At 33.6% G+C, this 19,814-nt stretch carries 9 protein-coding genes and 1 tRNA gene; 6 read left to right on the top strand and 4 right to left on the bottom strand.

Annotated elements, in window-relative coordinates; all coding sequences use genetic code 11:
- Positions 1 to 114: 114 nt before the first annotated feature.
- Positions 115 to 684 (top strand): biliverdin-producing heme oxygenase, encoded by a 570-nt coding sequence (locus KAOT1_RS21715; protein WP_007092793.1) that lies wholly within the window; start codon positions 115 to 117, stop codon positions 682 to 684.
- Here KAOT1_RS21715 and KAOT1_RS00975 read toward each other — a convergent pair.
- The 4 genes from KAOT1_RS00975 to KAOT1_RS23480 form a co-directional block, all read right to left on the bottom strand.
- Positions 674 to 2,935 (bottom strand): ATP-binding protein, encoded by a 2,262-nt coding sequence (locus tag KAOT1_RS00975; RefSeq protein ID WP_007092794.1) that lies wholly within the window; start codon positions 2,933 to 2,935, stop codon positions 674 to 676. The two genes, KAOT1_RS21715 and KAOT1_RS00975, sit on opposite strands and share 11 nt — an antisense overlap.
- A gap of 37 nt (positions 2,936 to 2,972) precedes the next feature.
- Complete coding sequence (locus tag KAOT1_RS00980) at positions 2,973 to 3,425, bottom strand: response regulator (RefSeq protein ID WP_007092795.1); 453 nt, start codon at positions 3,423 to 3,425, stop codon at positions 2,973 to 2,975.
- A 244-nt stretch (positions 3,426 to 3,669) separates the two neighbouring features.
- A tRNA-Arg gene (locus KAOT1_RS00985) sits at positions 3,670 to 3,743 on the bottom strand.
- 119 nt (positions 3,744 to 3,862) lie between these two features.
- A complete protein-coding gene (locus KAOT1_RS23480; protein WP_007092796.1) occupies positions 3,863 to 4,015 on the bottom strand; it encodes a hypothetical protein in 153 nt (50 codons plus the stop codon).
- Positions 4,016 to 4,529: 514 nt separating this feature from the next.
- Between KAOT1_RS23480 and KAOT1_RS21720 the strand changes: the two genes are divergently transcribed.
- The 5 genes from KAOT1_RS21720 to KAOT1_RS01015 are packed head-to-tail and all read left to right on the top strand — an operon-like array spanning position 4,530 to position 19,740.
- A complete protein-coding gene (locus tag KAOT1_RS21720) occupies positions 4,530 to 7,706 on the top strand; it encodes a C15 family peptidase (RefSeq protein ID WP_007092797.1) in 3,177 nt (1,058 codons plus the stop codon).
- Positions 7,706 to 8,287, top strand: a complete 582-nt coding sequence (locus KAOT1_RS01000) for a toxin-antitoxin system YwqK family antitoxin (protein ID WP_007092798.1) — start codon at positions 7,706 to 7,708, stop codon at positions 8,285 to 8,287. The genes KAOT1_RS21720 and KAOT1_RS01000 overlap by 1 nt, the downstream gene beginning before the upstream one ends.
- An 11-nt stretch (positions 8,288 to 8,298) precedes the next feature.
- Positions 8,299 to 10,386, top strand: coding sequence for a hypothetical protein (locus KAOT1_RS01005; RefSeq protein WP_007092799.1), 2,088 nt, complete (start codon positions 8,299 to 8,301; stop codon positions 10,384 to 10,386).
- 19 nt (positions 10,387 to 10,405) lie between these two features.
- Positions 10,406 to 11,236 carry a hypothetical protein gene (locus KAOT1_RS01010; RefSeq protein ID WP_157559964.1) on the top strand — a complete coding sequence of 277 codons (831 nt, stop codon included), beginning with the start codon at positions 10,406 to 10,408 and terminating at the stop codon, positions 11,234 to 11,236.
- On the top strand, positions 11,236 to 19,740 hold the full coding sequence (locus KAOT1_RS01015; protein WP_007092801.1) for a YegP family protein: 8,505 nt from the start codon (positions 11,236 to 11,238) through the stop codon (positions 19,738 to 19,740). Before KAOT1_RS01010 ends, KAOT1_RS01015 begins: the two co-directional genes overlap by 1 nt.
- Positions 19,741 to 19,814: the final 74 nt, after the last annotated feature.

A 19,814-nucleotide genomic window follows, 5' to 3' on the forward strand; every position in this document is an offset into this window, starting at 1 on the left:
TAAGAAGAATTTTTTTTCAATAAAAGCCTAAGTTGTTTTTAATGGTCTTTATATCTTTACAGGAAATTTTTCGCTTATTTTTTTCTAAAAGCGAAATTGTGTTACTGATATAAAATGAACCTACTTCAAAGAATAAAAGAAGAAACTAAAACCAATCATCAAAATGTTGAAAAAGTTTTGGTGGAAGAACTCAAAAATTTAGCTTCCCTTGATGCTTATGCGAGTTTGCTTGAACGACTTCACGCGTTTTACAATCCTATAGAAAAAAAATTACAAACAAAGATTAAAGCTTCAGTAATTCCAGATATAAGCGCGCGTCAACACGTAGAAAATCTTCGTAAGGATATTGAAATTATACGTAAAAATGCTGTTGTAACAAACGAAACGACTTCCACTGTACATATTGAAAATACATCGTACGCTTTGGGTGTTTTGTATGTGATTGAAGGTTCTACCTTAGGTGGACAAATTATTACAAAAATGCTCGACAAACATTTATCAGTTTCAACAATAAATGCAAACAATTATTTTAATTCTTATGGCGATAACACACCAGAAATGTGGTCAAAATTTAAGAATTATGTTTTAAATCCTACTTTAAAGATAGATCAAGAGCTAATGATACAAGGTGCGAAAGATATATTTGCATCTTTGCAAAATCATTTATTACAGACTAAATCTTAGAAAAATACAATCTAATTTTTGCACCTTTATTTCGTTCTCCTACTGCATCAATTAAACCATGATGCTTTATCATTATTTTCTTGCAGAGCGCGAGTCCAATACCAGAACCTTCATAATCTGTTTTACTATTCAATCTAGAAAATATCTTAAAAATCTTTTCCTTGTATTCGTTGTTAAATCCAATTCCGTTATCGCTAATTTCCACAATATGAAATGCACCATTTTGATTAATTTCGTTACGTTCTTCTGTTATGGTGTGAATTGTAATTATAGGTAACTCATTAGGTTTTCTAAATTTTATTGAATTATATATAATATTTAGAAAGAGTTGCCTGAGCAAAAATGGAATTCCTTTAATGATAGGTAATGATTTTATCTCCAAAGATGCTTCTGCATCAACGAGCGTATCATAAATACTTTCTTTAATTTGCGGAAGCAGCTTGTTTAAATTTACTGTTTCTAAATCGGGAGTTTCAATATTATTAGTCTTGGTATACTTTAAAATATCATCCATTAACGTTTGCATACGTTCGGCTGAACTTTGCATTCTCGTGATTCTATCGATTACCTTGTCAGAAAGCAAATTTTGATCACTTCTTGTCAATAGCGTAGAAGCCATCATGCGTATTTTGCGCAAAGGTTCTTGTAAATCGTGCGTACTTATCCAATTAATATTTTCCAATTCAGCATTGGCTTGCTTCAATATTTCACTCAGCTTTTTTTGTTTTTCTTTTTCTTCATTGGTTCGAATAGACCTGAGGTGATTTATGAGAAAATTTGTAAAACTGGAACTTGCTGCCAATTCTGCTTCAAGCCAAGGTTTGGAGGTGTTTTTGACACTTTCTGTGAATTTTTCAAAGGATTTTCTTGGTGATAATCTTTGTTCTTTCTTTACAATAGATTTGCTTGGATCTCCAGCCCAATTAATTTCTTTTAAGGTAGGATAACGATACCAAATGATATAATTGTGCTCGTCTCCTAAAGAATAATAGTTAATTCCTGGAAATTTTTCAACAATAGATACAATATCTGAAGTTATTCGGGATAATTCAGAAGTCGAAAAATGCTTATTTCTACTAAAATCAAATAAAATATCACCTAACAAGTTAACTTCAATATCAGAAGGTGTATCTCCTTTTGAATGCATTTTTCCATCTACAGAAAGTGATACACCACAACTATTACATAACTGAATAATTGCATCTTCTGCGAACAGTTCTTTTAATGAATTGCGATGAAAATTAAGATTCTTTGTGGTTAATGTATCTACCGCCAAATTTGCTTTTCTGGCAATTTCATATTCCTCATTCAATATTCTAATATCAATTTGAGAAGTAATAAAGTGTCCGTGAAGCGTAACTGTGTTTCTAATTTCTTGACTTAAATATTTTGGTGAGTAATGATGACAGGCAATCAATCCCCATAATTTTCCTTTGTGAATTAACGAAACAGTTAGTGTTGCTCCAACGCCCATATTTTGAAGATATTCTATATGAATTGGTGAAACACTTCGAAGAACGGATAAACTTAAATCGAGCGTATTTACAGCACTTGAATTGTGTGTGTACAGCGGAACTGATTTGTAATTTACATCACCAACAATTCGCAAATGATTTTTTATATATAATTGTCTGGCCTGTGCAGGAATGTCAGTATGCGGATAGTGCAAACCTAAAAATGGTTCTAAGTGATCTTCTTTACTTTCGGCAAAAACTTCACCGTTGTAATCGGCATCAAACCTATAAATCATAACGCGATCATACTCCGTTATTTCTTTCAGTGCTTTTGCGACTGAATCACAGAGTTCTTTGAGCGTTAATGTATCTTGAATGTATCCTAATAATTGTTTGGATGAATTGTATAATCTTCTGTCTTGTCCAAATTGATTTTCGGTAGGTTCGCCTTCAATAATAATATGTTGATCGCTAAGATGAATGCAGATTGAGAACAGCGTATCATCAAAAGAAAAATTAAATTCTTTATGTGATGTTGCCGTATCTTCTTTGAAACTTTTGTAGGCTTTTAGAAAATCATCATTGAATAATTTTGCAATATTTTTTCCTAAAACATCTTCGTGTGTAAATCTTAAATAATCATGAATATTTTCACTGCAAACATTGACAACATCTGTAGCGGATTTAACAGAAATCAAAAATCCATGCGGCTGAATACGTCCAGGAATATGAATAGGTTCATCTTCGCAATTTTCTAAATTTACGACATCTTGATTGGTAATATTCTTATATTCCATAAATTATTCATGTAAGATTAGATGTGTATGTCGGTTGTTAGACAGCAATTTTATTGAATATAAAATTATTGGCGTCTGTTGAATGATTTTCCCAATTGAGTCGGGTAGCATTCGAAATAATCTTCATCAATTCTTTAAAACTGGTTGGTTTTACTGCATAATAATTTGCTCCTAATTTATGGCTCAAAGAAATGTTCGTTTGATCGGAACTTGTTGAGTACATAATGATAGGAATATTATTTATTTCAGGCTTAGATCGTATTTCTTCCAAAAGTTCAAATCCTGATTTTAGCGGCATATTTAAATCTAGAAATACCACTGAATTTTTCTGTTTATTTTTTTCGATAGAATCTACAAGATTGAGTCCGTTTTTAAGGAGGCATAATTCAATTAAACTCTGATCATTCTCGCATATTGAAGTCACAGCTTCTTCAAAAAACATCAAATCATCATCATCATCATCTGCATAGAAGATTGTAAATTTTTTCATGGGCGATTTACATTAGAGTTTATAGTATAGGTTATTTAGGTAAAATTAATATCAGCTATCAAATAACGGCAATTAGCAATCAAGCTAAATTAAGTATTTTTTTCTTTTTTTTGTGCTCAATAAAAATTATTTAAACGTTGAATCATTGTGTGGAATATCAACAAAAATCTACTTTAAATTTGACATAAAAAAATAAAAACAAAAAAAGCAAGCTATTTACTTTAGCTTGCTTTTCGTTTATTTGTGACCTCGGCAGGATTCAAACCTGCAACCTCTTGAGCCGTAATCAAGTGCACTATTCAGTTATGCTACGAGGCCTTTTGCATATTGCGGGTGCAAATATATTTCTTTTTATAATAAAACCAAACAATAGAGCGCAAAAAATTGCTTTTTTTCAGTTCATAAACAAATAAGTCAAAATCCTAAAAAGGACTTCATCAATCTAACGCTTTGGTTGTGACGTAATAACGCCAACCAATAATAGCGAGTTGTACTTTGGTAGCTTTGCTCAAATCCAATTGCTTTTTTGAAAAAGAAGGTAACAGAACCTTGTTTAGTTTGGCTAAAAATTTAAAAAATGACTTCTTCATTATCATAAAAATACTAAAAACAATCTATAATGAGTCATTTATCTTAGGATAGCTATAAACATGAATACATTTATTGTGAAAATAAAATAGAGTTGTAAAATCTTTGAAACTGGTAAGTACTGCAACTACAGAATGGATGACTTAAAAAGCTAAAAAAATTAAATAATTATTTGGTTATTTGTTGAAAATATGAATGGATAGATAAGGAGTGAAAAACTCTTTTATTGGTTTAAAGAACTAAATTTTTAATGTGAAAATCTTCTCATCAGTGCAAAAAATGCAATAAATTAACATTAAAATAACAGATTTTTTAAAAATAGAGGCGCGGCTGCGTAAGATTTTTTCTTAACTTTGAGTAGAATAACAAAAGCAAAAGTTATTCATTATTCCCTCCTATTATAACCCAAAATTAGCTAATCGAACTGCTAATTTGGCTTCCAACCATAGAATCAAAAACATGTCCCTCGATAAAAACATTTTTTATCGAAACTAAACAATTTTAAATAAGTTAAGTATGGCTTTTTATTTTTTTACAGAACCATCAAAGTTAAATGCACAAACGCAGAGTCAGGCGTTTGGAGCAGTCGATGAGGATAATTATAGACTAAATAATTTATTTTCAGGAAGTACAGCTCCTAAAGCATTTGCTATAACAGATGGAACAATATTAGTGCAACAAATAGGAACCACTAATAAGTACAATATTGTACTCAAGCCTACTGTGCAACCAGACTTAAATCTGCCCAAAATAGATTATATAATATATAAAGGAATAAAAAAGGATAGTATTATAGATGGTGCAAAAGTAGCAAACATTAACAAAAATGATCTAACCAAAACTATTCACGAAAGTGCAATTGCGTGGTACACAGCTGAAGATGAAGTTATGCCAGCTACAGAGCCTGCTGCCGATACGTCATTAGGGTTGGTGTATAATGCAACTACTACAGATCCAGATTTGAAAAGAGAAGACACGGATAGTCTCAATGAAGCATTTTATGCTAATGGAGATATTACATTACCTTTCATTTTTGCTGGAGGACATATCGGAGATTTTGACACAACTTCTGATTTTGGAATTGCAGTAGTTTTTGAGAAAATTGGTTTTCAACCTACGTTTAAATTAGCTCGTGAGCTAGATTCTAATTTGAGCTTTACAGCACTTCCATCTGGAGCAACAGATACAGAAAAATTCAAAAGAAAACATGCCAAAGAAGATTCATTAGCCTTCATGGACTCTGCAGCTTTTTTTGGTGCTTTTTACAATGAAGGCATAGAAGTTTATGATGGAACAGAATTCAACACCAAAACTGGTAATGATATATATAATGAAATCATAGCAAAACATTTTTATAAAAACAGAATCTATGTTGATATAAGAAATGAATTCAATGATTCTTTTAATTACTATAACAATTATGGTAATATCATTCAATGGAATTTAGATAATACAGAGACTCTAACAAATGTAGATTATTACAGAAACTTTAAATGGCCTTTACTCGTAATAAATGACGATAGCTCAGTAAGTGAATTTGGAACAGCTAACACCGATAAGAATATTTTATTTGCTTTCCCTACAGGTGATAATGAATTTCCTCTATTCTATTACAAACGAGCATTTCTTGAAGAAGTCGGGCTAACCTTACCTGAAGCGAAAGATATCTTTTTTACACCTGTAATTACAGATGACGAAGTGAAATCTAAAAAAATTACATTACCAAAATCTGGCGGAAGAGCTTTTACAAATTATTTTAAAATAGGGTATTTAAGAAGTACAGAAAACTTCCGTGAACAAGATCTTTCTTTAGTAAATAATACATATTTAGACAATATTTTTCCTCTCTTTAATATGGATGTTCCTTTTGATGAGAGTTTAGGAAAAAGTTATCTGAAAGTCTATTATGATGGTGGCTATGTAGATAAAAAAAGAATAAATGGAGCAAATTATACTTCTAATTTGGGAGTAGCTAAAGACAATCAATTTGTAACCTTCATTTCATATCCTGCAAAATATAACTTAAATGTAAAGCAAAGTATTGACGACAAACTTCCTTTGAGTGGTATGGAAGGAGCAATTAATAACTTGTTTCTTTATGATTTAGACGCTCAAATTGGTTCTGTAAAGATTATCAAGCATGAGTTTCTTATTGGAGGAGATTCAAAAGAATATCTCAAATTTGAAGTACAAGAAGATGGATTGGTCAATGATGCTGAAAAATATACATTTGAAGATGTTTCCATTCTTGGAATGACGGTACAACAATACCAAGATTTAGAACAATTAAATCAGACTGAATTTGATCCTGCTTTTAAAACCTATTTGGCTGTTGATGATATAATCACAGGAATAGACGATAATGGAAGACCTTACACACGCTTCAAGTATGTACTACGTGGTTTAAAAATTGATAGTTCAGGAGATGTTGTAGAACATCAGGCGGAACCAGCAACTGATATTATTGTATATACAGATGAAAAGCTTGAAAGTGTTGCATATGAACGAAATTATGAAGAAGCAATAGGTACTGATATATTTTCAGGGACAACTACAAATGAAGATTATTTTATTGCATTACAACCAGCTATTGAAGCTGTAGTATCTTCCTTTGAAACTACACTTAATAATATCGACGTTAATAGTGATCTACTGTTTTCTCAAATTACTTCTTTAGTAAGTCAAAAATCTAGAGAATTATGGACAGAAGCTGTGCAATATGTACAAGCTAATCCTACAGATGCTGATGATCGTCCTTTGTATTGGGCACGTCTAAAAATGGCGGCATTACTCAAAGCACATCCATATTTCTTAGGCGATATTCGAGAAGAATCACAAATTGCTCCTAATTCAGACTTGGATAAAACGATCAAGTTAATGGAAGAAGAAAGTAGAAACTATACGAAAGTTGATTTTTCAGGAGCACCATCTGGAGCAAAAAAAATATTAGTTACTGGTTTTGATCCATTTTTCTTAAATGAAAATCATCCTACTTTAGGAGGTTTTTCAAATAAGCGCCAAAGTAATCCTTCTGGCTGTGTTGCTTTATCTCTACACGGTACAACTACAGATAATAATTTAGGATACATCCAAACTTTAATAGTTCCTGTAAGATACAAAGACTTTGATGGCAAAGCCAATTCTACAGAAGGACAAGGAGAAGGAATTATTGAAGAATATATTCAACCTTTCATTAATCAAGTAGACATGATTATAACGGTAAGTCAATCTGGACCTGGAGATTATAATATTGACAGGTATGCAACTGTGACCAGAGGTGGATTTAATGATAACTTAAATTATATAAGAGAAGAACTAAGTAGATCTATCGAAATTAATACTTCTGATTTAGAGTGGATTGAAACTACATTGCCAGCTCAATTTATTGATCCTCCTATTGTTTATAATTATTCCTATAAAGATAGTACAGGAGCTCATATAGCAAACACAAATGGAACTGCACCGCCAACTATTGGGGAAAGAATGAATGAAGGACCAGGAGGTGATTATCTGTCAAATGAAATTTTTTACAGGGTTGCAAAGCTACGTGAAGAAATAAGAGATACACTACCTACTGGGCATTTTCATATTTCAAAACTTCAAAACGGAACAAATGATTTTGATGGAAATGATACGAAAGATTTAATTGATATAGTCGCAGAAGGAATTAATAATGCAGCAACCGGATTATAATGCTAAAAAAAGGTTTTAAATATTGTTTTTTAAGAGTCTCATTACTGATTCTGTTAAGTATAAGTTGTGTTTCTCAGAACTTTACTAAGATTCATCTTACAAAAGAAAAGAGTGAAATTAAAGGAGTTGAATATATATATAAAGTTAAAGATTCAGCAGATTTAAATTTTATAAACATTAAGTATAAAGAAGATATGGGACGTATCTCAAGTGTTCATTATACTCTAAAAGAAAAGCTCCCTGACGGTAGATATAAAGTTTATGTAAACAATAGATTAGTACTAAATGGTATTATGAAAAACAACTCAAAAGAAGGAACATGGACAAGTGTTAACAATCTGCGTGAAAAGCAATTAACACCCTATAGGAATGGAAAAATACATGGTGTTATAAAAGAATTTTACAAAGATGGCTCTATAAAAAGAGAAACACATGTTCAAGAAAACAAAATAATATTTAGAACCACTTTTCATAAAAAAGGAAAAGTAAAAACACAAGAGCAATTTAAAAATGGTCGCTGTGTAGAAATTAGAAAATTTAATACTAAAGGAAAACAAATTAAAGCCAATAATGGCTTGTAAAAAATAATAATATGATTGCAATAACAGATACAAGTGCATTTGCAGATGTAGAGTTGGTGCTACTAACTCAAAATGTTGCTTTAACATCAACAATAGTCGATCAAGAATTGACAGGAAGTGTTATCAAAAATGCAACAATTACAACAGCTGTAAAAACGCTGTTAAAAAGTATTTTGGGAAATAGTGATCTGACAACTGCAGCAAAAAATAAAATAGCAGAATATGCAGGATTCTCTCACAATTCAACAACAAACACAGTCGATTTTACCAGTGCAGATGTATCTCTAGATAAATTAACTTTCTATGTAATTTTTAAATTGCCTTATACGCATGCAAACTTTACATATGAAGACATTGCTGACGGAGAAACATCAAGTACAATCGCAACCAATCCAACCACTTGGGGGAAATATGCAAACTACATTAGAAACTTAACGGGTTCTGACATAAAAAAAATTAATTCAGCCGGAGAACAAGTAAATAGTTCAGGAAAACCAGTTGATGGAAGTAGTGTAGACATTGAAGGATGGTATAAAGAAGAAGCCTATAGCTATTTGGGAGAAACACCTTTTAACGGGACATATACCGTACCAGCAGGTTTGAACTCTGTGGCTACAGAGAAAGCCATGTTATTTGGTCAAAACGATGAAACAGCTGTAGCTGGAGAGGCGTCACTAGATATTACAAAAATACCTTTATACTTTTATTTATTGGCTAAAGTTGAAAACCCATATCTGAATCGTTACTGGTTGAATTCAAACATAAATAGTCAGTTAATCTCAAGAATACCGCATTGGCCTTCAGGCATAAAAACAAAAGTTTATCGTAAACACTTTGTTAAAGAATCTTCAAATCCTGATAATGTAACTGTAGCTAATGCAACATACACATTAGCACATGATACAACAGGAACTTTTTTTAATATAACACAGACTGATGCAACAACAAATCAACAGACGACGCACAAAGTGTATATAGAAGAAATGGATACAGCATCACTTACTTTTGAAGGTTTAAGCTTGTCTGATGCTGATGAAGTCATAAAAGATTCTGATGGACTACGAGCTGTGTGGAAAGATAAATACGATCATCCTACATTAAACAATAACTCAGGTCTTACATTTGGAATGGGTGTGGATATTGGAGCCACTTTTCAAGGATATTACAATATAGAAATTGATATACAATTTTCTGGAACGGGAACATTCAGACTCTACTATGGAGGAAGAAGATCTGCACCAATTAATGTGAATGTAAGCTGTACTTCATTAAGAAATACCATTCGAACTTTAATAGAAGATACATCACAAAGAACAAAAGTAACAAACAGTACAGGAGGAACTTCGGGAACACCTGCAAAAATTAAAATTCTTCGTCAATATGCTTCAAACCAGAAAGCCTACAATCATCGAATTTATGTTGAAGATGAAACAGGTACAGCAAGTGTAACACTTTCTCCTAATGCAGAAAATGATCGTTGGAAAGAGCGAACTGTAGCAGATAATGATGATTGGTATTACTATAATGAAATATTAAACTATTCTTTTTCTAATAATCCTACTCCTGGATATTATGAACATTGGGAACTGCAAACTCCAGGAAGTTATTCTGATATATTGGACAGAAGAAAATATTTGAAACGAAGTTTTGGTTGTCGATCTAAAGCAAGTTATCACATTTGGGATGAGCAGAAGGATTTAATAAATGATATAGAAATTAAGAGTTATACCAGAAACTTGCGGGCAACATACCATAAGTTTTTCGTTCCAAGATTTTACGATTTAAAACGAACTCTAAAAGATGGAACGCAAAAATTTAATGGGTCTAGTGGAAAAGATAGTGTACAATACCTTTTAAATGATTCAAGATTAAAAACCAAACCAAACCAAGCAGAGTTATTTGCAATTGTACTATTGAATTATAACTATCCATCTGAGTACAGAAGAAAACTTAAAAGTCTAATTGACGCTATTAATCAGCATAGTATTTCAAAATTAAAAAGTGCGATTAATAAATTAACTAAAGACAGAAAAGATGCGCTCAACAGTTTCATCGGACCAAGTGTCAAATCAAAACTATATCATGGTATTGAGGACTAAATATAAAATTCTTATAGTATTGATTGCAACTCTTTTTTCGTGTACCACCAATAAAAAAGAAGCATATTTTTATGAAAATATTAAAAAATGGGAGACTGTTTTCATAAATACAAATACTACAGGAATTAAGGGTGAGTTGAAACTTGCCATAAGTCAGGATGATGAATTAATAGAAGCCATAAATTATAAAATTTTAGGACTTTCATCATTACTCAAAGAAGAATTAGGAGATTCCATAAACAAAATTATAATTACTGATTTAGTAAGTAAAGAAGAAATCATAAACGAAAATTTAGATATAGAACATGTACCAGTATTCTCAACAATGGTCATGAATTCAGATAAATTACTTACGTATACTATTACAAAACAGTATGAATTATCAAAAGAACCTCCATATACTGAATACATAAATTTAGATATAGAAAACTTACAGCAAATAGAAATTTCAGCCATTATTGATACAAAGAAAAAGAAAGAATTTCAAAAAATTATTTCAGACTACATAAATACAGAAAAGCGAAAAGTAGTAAACAATTATCTTTTAAAATTGGCAGAAAGAGTAGATCACTTACAAGAGGCTTACACAGAAGTTTTTGACAAAACGACATACAGTTTAGAAAAAATCACATGTGTTACAAACAATGCTTCTTTTTCACATTTTGATACAGAAGGAATCGTTTTCAACGTAGATGTAACGGACGAAAACTTCTTAGAAAACACAGAGCAAAATAGAATAGAAAAATATACATCATTCATACAGATTCCATATGAGTTAGTGACTCCTTATGTGAACAGGGAATCTAATCTATTTTCTTCAATTAATAATTTAAATAAAATCAAGAAATAATGCCAACACCACAATTTTATCCGGCGCTAAGCAAATTGATACGTTCAGACAAATTACCTGAACCCATAAAATCGGTTGTTGATAATACAACAGACAAGCTATTCTATAAAACATATTATGTTGAAAAAAGTCTATATGGTGAAACAGCATATCATCATATTGTCTTGGTTTTTAACAAAGAAATAGGATTCAATCTCTTTGGTGGTGAAGAAGGTTTTGAATTACTTTTTAATCCAGGAAGCGCAGAAAATACAACAGAATTGCCATTAGCAATTTATTACAATCTTCCAATAGTAAAATATATAAAACAAATTCAACTTGGAGACTTAAACTCTATTGAAGACTATTTTAATTTGCTATTAGAAATGTTTAATGTCTCAGAAGAAGAATTACTATATGAAGTAATATATGGTTTCTTAGGAGATGAAACAGATCCTTTTTTAGCTTTTGTTGACGATTTCAATAATAACCCTGATTATAATTCTCATCCACCTTTAACCAATCCGCAAGAGACAAACGAATATGAAAAAATAACAAATCTCATAACGCAATTTCAAACTAGAAATCTAGACTTATTACTATATACACTAGAAAACTACGTTGATATTGTTGATTTTTCAGGGGGTTTTGAAAACCTATCAACAATCTTTAAAAAGTGGATGGGCGAATTCACGTTAGATACCATTATTGACCTTTTCATTCCAAAATTTTCGGTTACCTTACCACAATTAGAGCTTGCTTTAGCTTTTCCTAGAACATGGCTAAAACCAGTAGATGCAAACGGTAATGTGCTTGAAGACGGTAAATCAATGTTAACTTACAATGTAGGAAGCATGTCTTATCATTCTGAGCACGGATTTGAATTTAATCAAGCAGATTCCTTCGATCTAACACCATCACAAATAGGAAACACAGGAATACTAATTGATATCGATAACCTAAAGTTTGATTTCCGAACTGATAAAAACATTCCTGAGGCAACTGCCGATGGAAGACCAGATGAATTCCGTGGCTTTTATGCCGAAACAGTAGCTATCACACTACCAAAAAAATGGTTCAATAATGTAGACAATGCTACACTAAGAGTCGCGGGTTACAATATGCTCATCGGTACAGGAGGCGTTTCAGGAACAGTAGCTTTAGAAACTGTAGCCTCTGGAGGGGACGGTTTTATGCCTGTAAACATCGGAAGCTGGGAACTTGGTTTCAGTAGTTTTGACATCAGCTTCAAACAAAATGCCATCATAGAATCTAACATAGAAGGTCGTTTAAAAATTCCAAAACTAAAAAACAGTGATGGAAACGAAGCGCTAATCGGAATCAAAGGACACTTAAATGAAGAAGGTGATTTCAACCTAACAGCTTCCGAGCCACAAGGAATTCCGTTAAGTCTATTTGACTTCATGACAATCAATTTCCTAACGCTCGAACTTGGTAGAGAAGATGACAACTTCTATGTAGGAACATCCTGCGAAATCTCATTCCAAAACGCCATCATGGAACGCGTATTGGGCGATCAAAAAATCGTTATTCCAAAATTACGTGTATACGAAGATGGTTCTATCGAAATCGTAGGTGGAAATGCATTCATTCCAACAAACATCTCACTAAATCTTGGACCAATCGAAATTGCAGTGACAGGAATCCACTTCGGATCGCATCAGCAAGAAAAAAATGGAGTCATGCGCAAATACAACTATTGGGGATTTGATGGAGCAATTAGCTTAGATCCATTAGGAATTGACGCACGTGGAGAAGGAATCAAATACTATTACACAACCGACAATGACGAACACGGAGGCGACGGCGACAGTTTCTTACGTATTCAAACTATTGAAGTTGATTTAATCATTCCAGGAACCGCAGATCCAGATAATGCTTTAGCAATCATCAACGGAATGTTATCTATCCCAGAACCAGGAGAATCTCCAGAATACGAAGGGAAAATTGGATTAAAACTTCCAAAAGCACGAATCAGCGGAGCAGCACAAATGCGCTTACAGCCAAAAGAACCTGCATTCATCATTGAAGCTGGAATCGAAATGCCAACGCCAATTCCACTAGCCGCAACAGGATTAGCATTCTACGGTTTTGGAGGATTACTCGGTTACAAATACGTAGCAGAAAAAGAAGCTATCGGACTCGTTTCAGGTGAAAACACTTGGTATGAATACTATACTTATCCAAAAAGAGGTGTCAATCTGGATAAATTTAGCGGGCCACCGCGAACCGATCAATACAATATGCCCGTAGCAGTTGGTGCCGGAACCGTATTAGGAACCATGCACGATGATGGATTCCTTTTCTCCACACGACTCATGGCAATCCTATCATTACCATCAGTATTTATCTTAGATGGTAGAGCCAACGTACTCGGAGAACGTTTAGGAATCATTGATGACACAGAACCACCATTCTTTGCAGGAGTTGCCGTAGGTGATAACTCTTTCGAATTCTGGTTTGGAGCAGACTATCAATTGCCAAAATCTAACGGTTGGATCATTGATCTCTATGCGGAAGTACAAGCAGGATTCTTCTTTAACAATCCATCAGCTTGGTACTTAAACTTCGGAACAAAAGATGCTCCAATCACCGCACGTGTCTTAACGATCATTACGGCACAATCATACTTAATGCTTTCGGCAAGAGGAATTGAAGCTGGTGCTAGAGTCGATTTATCACTCAAGAAAAATTTCTTCGGAATCAAAGTAGAAATCAGTGCGTATGTAGAAGTTGGCGGATTCATCAGTTTTGAACGATTCCAATTAGGAGGTTACATTGCCTTCGGAGGAACCATCGCTATCAGCGTATGGAAAATTGTTGGATTCCGAGTGAGTCTCGATGCAATTCTATCTGCGGAAGCGGCAAAACCATTCTTACTCTATGCAAAAGTTCGAATTAGAGTATGTATCCGAATCATCGTAAAAATCTGTAAAACATTCAAAGTCAAACTTAAATGGGAGAAGAATAATTCGGTAGACAGAACGCCAATTCCTGCATTATCTGACGGAAGTAATCCAAATTATCCAGACAGAACGCGAGAAGCAGTACAAGGTGTTCACATGATGACCAACGAAACATTTGAACTCAACTACTTTGCAAATGTACCAAGCGCAGGAAGTATTGACAAAGTAATTCCATTAGATACCTACATTGATTTCAAAGCAATGAAAGGACTCGTTCCTGGTGCAATCTCTGGTAAAATTGGAGGACATACAGGTGGCGCAAACAACTTTACAGACTTAATTCCACCAAACAAAGTTGTACGTGGAGGACATGAATTACGTCAAGTAAAACACAAATATTCTATAGAAGACATAGAAGTAAAAATGTGGAATGGAAGTTCATGGCAAGACTATCATCCGTTTGAAGCGGTTGTGCCTACGGCAGAAAGAGACAGCGTAGATCATTTACGTATTGGATATTGGCAACGAAATGGCGATCAATACGATTCCATTCGATTATTAGCTACAAATCCATTCTCATACATGGAAGCTGGAGAACCAGGATGGTTTATCCCTGAAGAATACGGAATTACACCATCTGAATTATATTGTGTTACTACTCGAGAAACAGGAGATTGTTCTGACTTCTTACAAAAACCATTAGGAAGTAAATATTACAGACCAAACGGTTACGTAGGGCATTACATTGATGGCGCATACTATTCCATTGAAGAAGGTGGCGACGATTTTGAAAAAACAGTATATGTTTTAAATACACAGTGGACAATTGCACTATCTGATGGAGATGGAGCATATGATGAAGTGTACTTTGATAGAATTAAACTAAGAAAAGATGGAAATAGTACTTTTCCAAACTTAGGAGTAAATGAAAATATCTATACACAAGAAAACGGAGTTGCAACCAACTTAACTGAAATCTCTCAGCAATATTTTACAGCAATCAATACGATTCTTAGTAATAATGATGGAGAAGAAATCACGAATTTCAAAATTAAAAAAGTAACTATCGCAGAAGGGAATTTAATAGTTGATGTTCAAGTGGAATCTGATATTCCGTTCCCAAATCCAGATTCAGACGATATGTTTTTTGCGAATCTTTACTTGGCACGAGAACGAGTAAGTGGTAGTGGAAACTCAACGGAAGGAACTGTCAATCTAAGCTCAAAAATTGTTTTAACGGAATCAGATGATTCTGGACCAGCAGGATGCATGGAAGTTACTGATGTAGAAAATAATTTTGACTACGAACAATCATTACAATTCAGTAATGCTGATCGTTTAGTAATTATTCTGCCAGAAGCTTCAGTTACAACCGATTTAAAATTAACAACCTATGCAGAAGGAGTAACCATTCGTTACTACAAAACGATATTGAGCGACACAAATAGTACGCCGCAATACGAAGAAATTCATGAAGTATATAAAACAAAAGCAGCACTCAACAGTGTGGTTTCATATACAAACGAAAATGAATTAACTTCAAAAATTACGGTAACACCAAAGTCTGCCAATGCTGAAGAAATTCGTGCAATTCGTGAAGAAATTGCTGAATTACAAGAAGCTACATACGATAGTGAAACAGGTCAAATTATCCCATTAACTGCTGGACAACAAGCAGAATTAGCCGCATTGGAAGATAGACTTGCACAACTAGAAGCAGAAGGTTGTTCGGTACAATCTGTAACACCAAAAAAACGAATTGTAGCTGAAATTTACAACGAAATTGACAATGATGGAATTGATGAATATCGTTTCAGAGTTTTCAATACTAAATGTGAAATTGTATTAAGTAGTAGTACGCGCTATGTTTCCATGGCTGCAGCAGTTGGAGAACTAAAAACCTCAGTAAATACATTGCTAACTCAAGCCAATAGTGTTGAAATCAAAGAAACTGTAGACCAACGTTTCTACTTCAATATCATTGATAGTACAGGGGAAGTAATTGCAAGACGAATTGAATATTTCAAAACACTAAAAGAATGTGAAAACGAAATTGCCAGTCTAAAACAATTACTAAGTACAAGTGATATGGTCATAGGTGAAAAAGGTTGTAAACCAGACGAGAGTCAACCTGTATTAGTTACAGCAAAACAAGCAACTCCAATGGCTGAAGCTGCTATTGCAACTTCAAATACAATTTTCAATTCGTACAAATACTATGATGCTTCAGATTCACAACGTGTGAATTCGTATGCTAAAATGAGAATCATTGGCGGAAACTGTTTTGCTATCGGATATCCATCTGTAAACGTAGCAGGGTCTAATGACAATGATGGTGTACTAACAAAACTAGATGTACTTGGTAAAGTAATGTTTAGCAAAGTCTACTACTCAGAAAAATCACTACCAATAAGATTTAATGAAATAGAAGAACTCTCAGACGGAAATCTACTAATTGTTGGTAAAGGTCACACTAACAGATTGTACTATCTAAAAATAGACAGTAGTGATGGTAAAATCATCTGGCAACGCTACTTTACTTGCGAACAAGCATTAGATGAACACAGAATGTCTGTCGTAAAAACGAGAAAAAGAACATTCTTCATCACATGTTTATCAAGTAGAAAAGATCACTTATACGTTCTTGAAATAGATCAAGGTGGTAATATCATTAATCAAACAGGAATAGACAATGGCGGTCAATATGAGTATGAAGTTGGCGCAAGCTGTTTAGATCCAGAAGAAGGATTACTTATCGGTGTTCAACAAACTGAAGTGAAAACGTTGAGAGTGAGTAGTACAATTATAAATTTTGATGCAAACTTAAAACTCAAATTCAACTATCTCATCAATAGTAAATTTGAAGTGAAAATTACAGATATGATTATGGATGAAGGAAAACTATACTTCATCTTAGACAATATCTCATCGTCAGAATCTACCATCACGTACATTCCATACAGTGATAAAGAATTCAAAGAAATAAGTTCAAATAAATTACCAGCGTACAGAAATTGGAAGCTTACAGGTTCTTACAGAGACAAAAGTGTTACAGTAGTAAATGTAGAAACTCCGGTATACAACATCAGTATTCAGGGTGATGAAAGTTTAGCTATTGATACCGAATATGAATTCAACACACCAATAGACGTTGCAGGAATCAAAGATATTTTCTATGACGAAGAATTGAAAAAATACACATTAGTCTCAAGTGAATACTTAGCTGTTTTAGAAAATGATATGGACAGTTGTGTGACGAAGAAAACCGAAAAAACAACGCTACTAAAAGAACGTGCATTCACATACACAGAGTTGTCTGTAAAAGTAGCAGATTTCGGAGTTAAGCCAGTAATCATTGATGAAATTCGTACTGCAGAACAAAATCTAAAATTAGAAAAAGAATTATGTCCTGTGGACGATGGAGGAAATAATGATTGTAACAAAGATGAAACACTCTGCGAATTCTATGAGACAATAAAAGCACAACTATTCGCTTGCATCAACTACGAAGCAAAAGAGCCATTCTATGACAATTGGCATTGTTTCTTAAAAATGATTGAAAGCATTGAAAACTTTGACGCTCAATATCCTCAATACGGATTACTAGAAATCTTAGAAGTTGATATCAATAACTTAATCACATATCCACAAACGGCGAGACCACCAATACTATCAACAGCAATTGATCTTGCTAACATTATCTTAGACAAAATATATGAACTAGGAAAATGTGATTGTGATGGCGGTGGCGATGAAGATCCGCATATCTGTAACACATCACTACAACAAGTATGTTGGTTATCTGTTGAAAAATTTGAGTTCAATCAAACCATTCCAGGAATAGGTGCTATTGAGCAAGAACAGGAAGACATGGAAGAAGCTGTACAACGTACTGCGCAACCAATTTGGAGACCAAACTCTAAATTCTACGTGCATTACAAGCTAAAAGATGAAGTAGACAACGGCGAAAATGAAGGTATCTTTGACTATTACTACGGATTCAAAACGGCAGGACCAATAGGACATTTCCACAATGCAGATGGTGTAACGTATGGTAATGAATACGACGAAGATACCAATGCAATCTTAAACCGTGCAGATGCCAATGGAAACCTCACGGAAACAGGAAACCTTACAAATCCTGATTCGTATCCACTAACATCATTACGTCAATACATTGACTACGACAGATCGTATCCAAATGCAGACGGAAGTTTATTACAAGCAAAACCTGTATTCTATGGACAAGAACAATGTAGAATAACGCTGTACTTTACCAAACCACTTACATATCACATGTTACGTACTTGGGAATCGTACTTAGGTGCACCAGAATTGACAGGATCGATGCACATTGCAATCAAAGATCCCGTAAGTAATGTAGTTATTCCGTATCCATTGCCAATCAATTTTGATGAAGAAACGGTACCATTGCCAATCAATACAGCAACTTGGTTACAAATTGACAGTACTGTTGAAATCACAATTCCTGAAACGGTAACAATTGAAGACAACATGGGACTTGATCTTGGAACCTTTAATGTTACACTATCTGAATACAGAAGCGCGTTGCAAAAACAGCATGTTAGAATAAGTGATACAGAATTGCACGAAAATCCAGCAGTTGTAGGCGGCAAAATTATTTGGGAAGATCCTGCAAATCCAGGTGTCAATATAGAACATGTAATCTTTGCTACAGGTGAGGAAGACACAACTTGGGTAAATGACAACGATCCAAGAATTCCGTTAAACATCCGAATACTGAACAACTTCATCAATTACATCAACACAAACAATGATGCAATCGAATGTACATTCACAGTAGGAAACGCTATCAAGCCACAAAGCTATGCGTACTCAGTTGTATTGACGAATCTGAAGCCACAAAAGCTATATACAGCGTTAATTTACAATGCGTTTGAAACGGAAAGTAACGATGTGCTATCAAGTGAACAAGTACACAACTACGTGTTCCAAACTTCACGATATAAAAACTTTGGAGCGCAAGTAAATAGTTACATGTTGGTAGATGAAAATGATACCAATAATACCAGACAAGCGGTATTTGAAGTAGCATTACCAACGCTAATGGCAGATAAAGTAGCAACGGCGTACAACATTGTAGTTGGAAACAACGATGCTGACAGTGATGCTATTGAAACGCAATACCTTGATGTATTTGACAGAGTATTAGAAGGTGTATTAGGAATGACTCCATTAGATCCACCAGTAAATACAGAATTCAATAAAATACTAGATAGCGACGGAAACATTATTGCAATACTCGTTAGAAATCCAGAACCTTTCAACATTCCAAAAATTCCAATTGAAAAAATCAACGGAACTGATGAAATCTTTGAAGAAAACAGTACGGACGGACAAAGAGGTGCAATACGTGTAATCAATACAGCAAACGATCAAGATGATCCTACATACAAAGTATTGTATTCCAAAGACTATTCGCAAGCACTTATCATGCACCAAAGTCAACAAATCACAGCAATCAATCTAAGCTTTAGATTCAGATACTTGATTTGGAACGGAAGTGAATACGTAATAGACGATACAGTACGCGTAGATGATATCTCGCTCATATAAACAATAAACAAAAAAGGAACTTGAAGAAGTGATTTAAATTTTTCATTCAAATCAAAAAAAGTTTAGATCACTTC

It is taken from the genome of Kordia algicida OT-1 (assembly GCF_000154725.1).
GTDB classification, from domain to species: domain Bacteria; phylum Bacteroidota; class Bacteroidia; order Flavobacteriales; family Flavobacteriaceae; genus Kordia; species Kordia algicida.

Excerpts from the sequence above, each read along its gene's own strand:
- KAOT1_RS01000 (WP_007092798.1), top strand. The coding sequence starts at position 7,706 with ATGCTAAAAAAAGGTTTTAAATATTGTTTTTTAAGAGTCTCATTACTG.
- KAOT1_RS21720 (WP_007092797.1), top strand. The coding sequence starts at position 4,530 with ATGGCTTTTTATTTTTTTACAGAACCATCAAAGTTAAATGCACAAACG.
- KAOT1_RS00975 (WP_007092794.1), bottom strand. The coding sequence starts at position 2,935 with ATGGAATATAAGAATATTACCAATCAAGATGTCGTAAATTTAGAAAAT.
- KAOT1_RS23480 (WP_007092796.1), bottom strand. The coding sequence starts at position 4,015 with ATGAAGAAGTCATTTTTTAAATTTTTAGCCAAACTAAACAAGGTTCTG.
- KAOT1_RS01015 (WP_007092801.1), top strand. The coding sequence starts at position 11,236 with ATGCCAACACCACAATTTTATCCGGCGCTAAGCAAATTGATACGTTCA.
- KAOT1_RS01005 (WP_007092799.1), top strand. The coding sequence starts at position 8,299 with ATGATTGCAATAACAGATACAAGTGCATTTGCAGATGTAGAGTTGGTG.
- KAOT1_RS00980 (WP_007092795.1), bottom strand. The coding sequence starts at position 3,425 with ATGAAAAAATTTACAATCTTCTATGCAGATGATGATGATGATGATTTG.
- KAOT1_RS21715 (WP_007092793.1), top strand. The coding sequence starts at position 115 with ATGAACCTACTTCAAAGAATAAAAGAAGAAACTAAAACCAATCATCAA.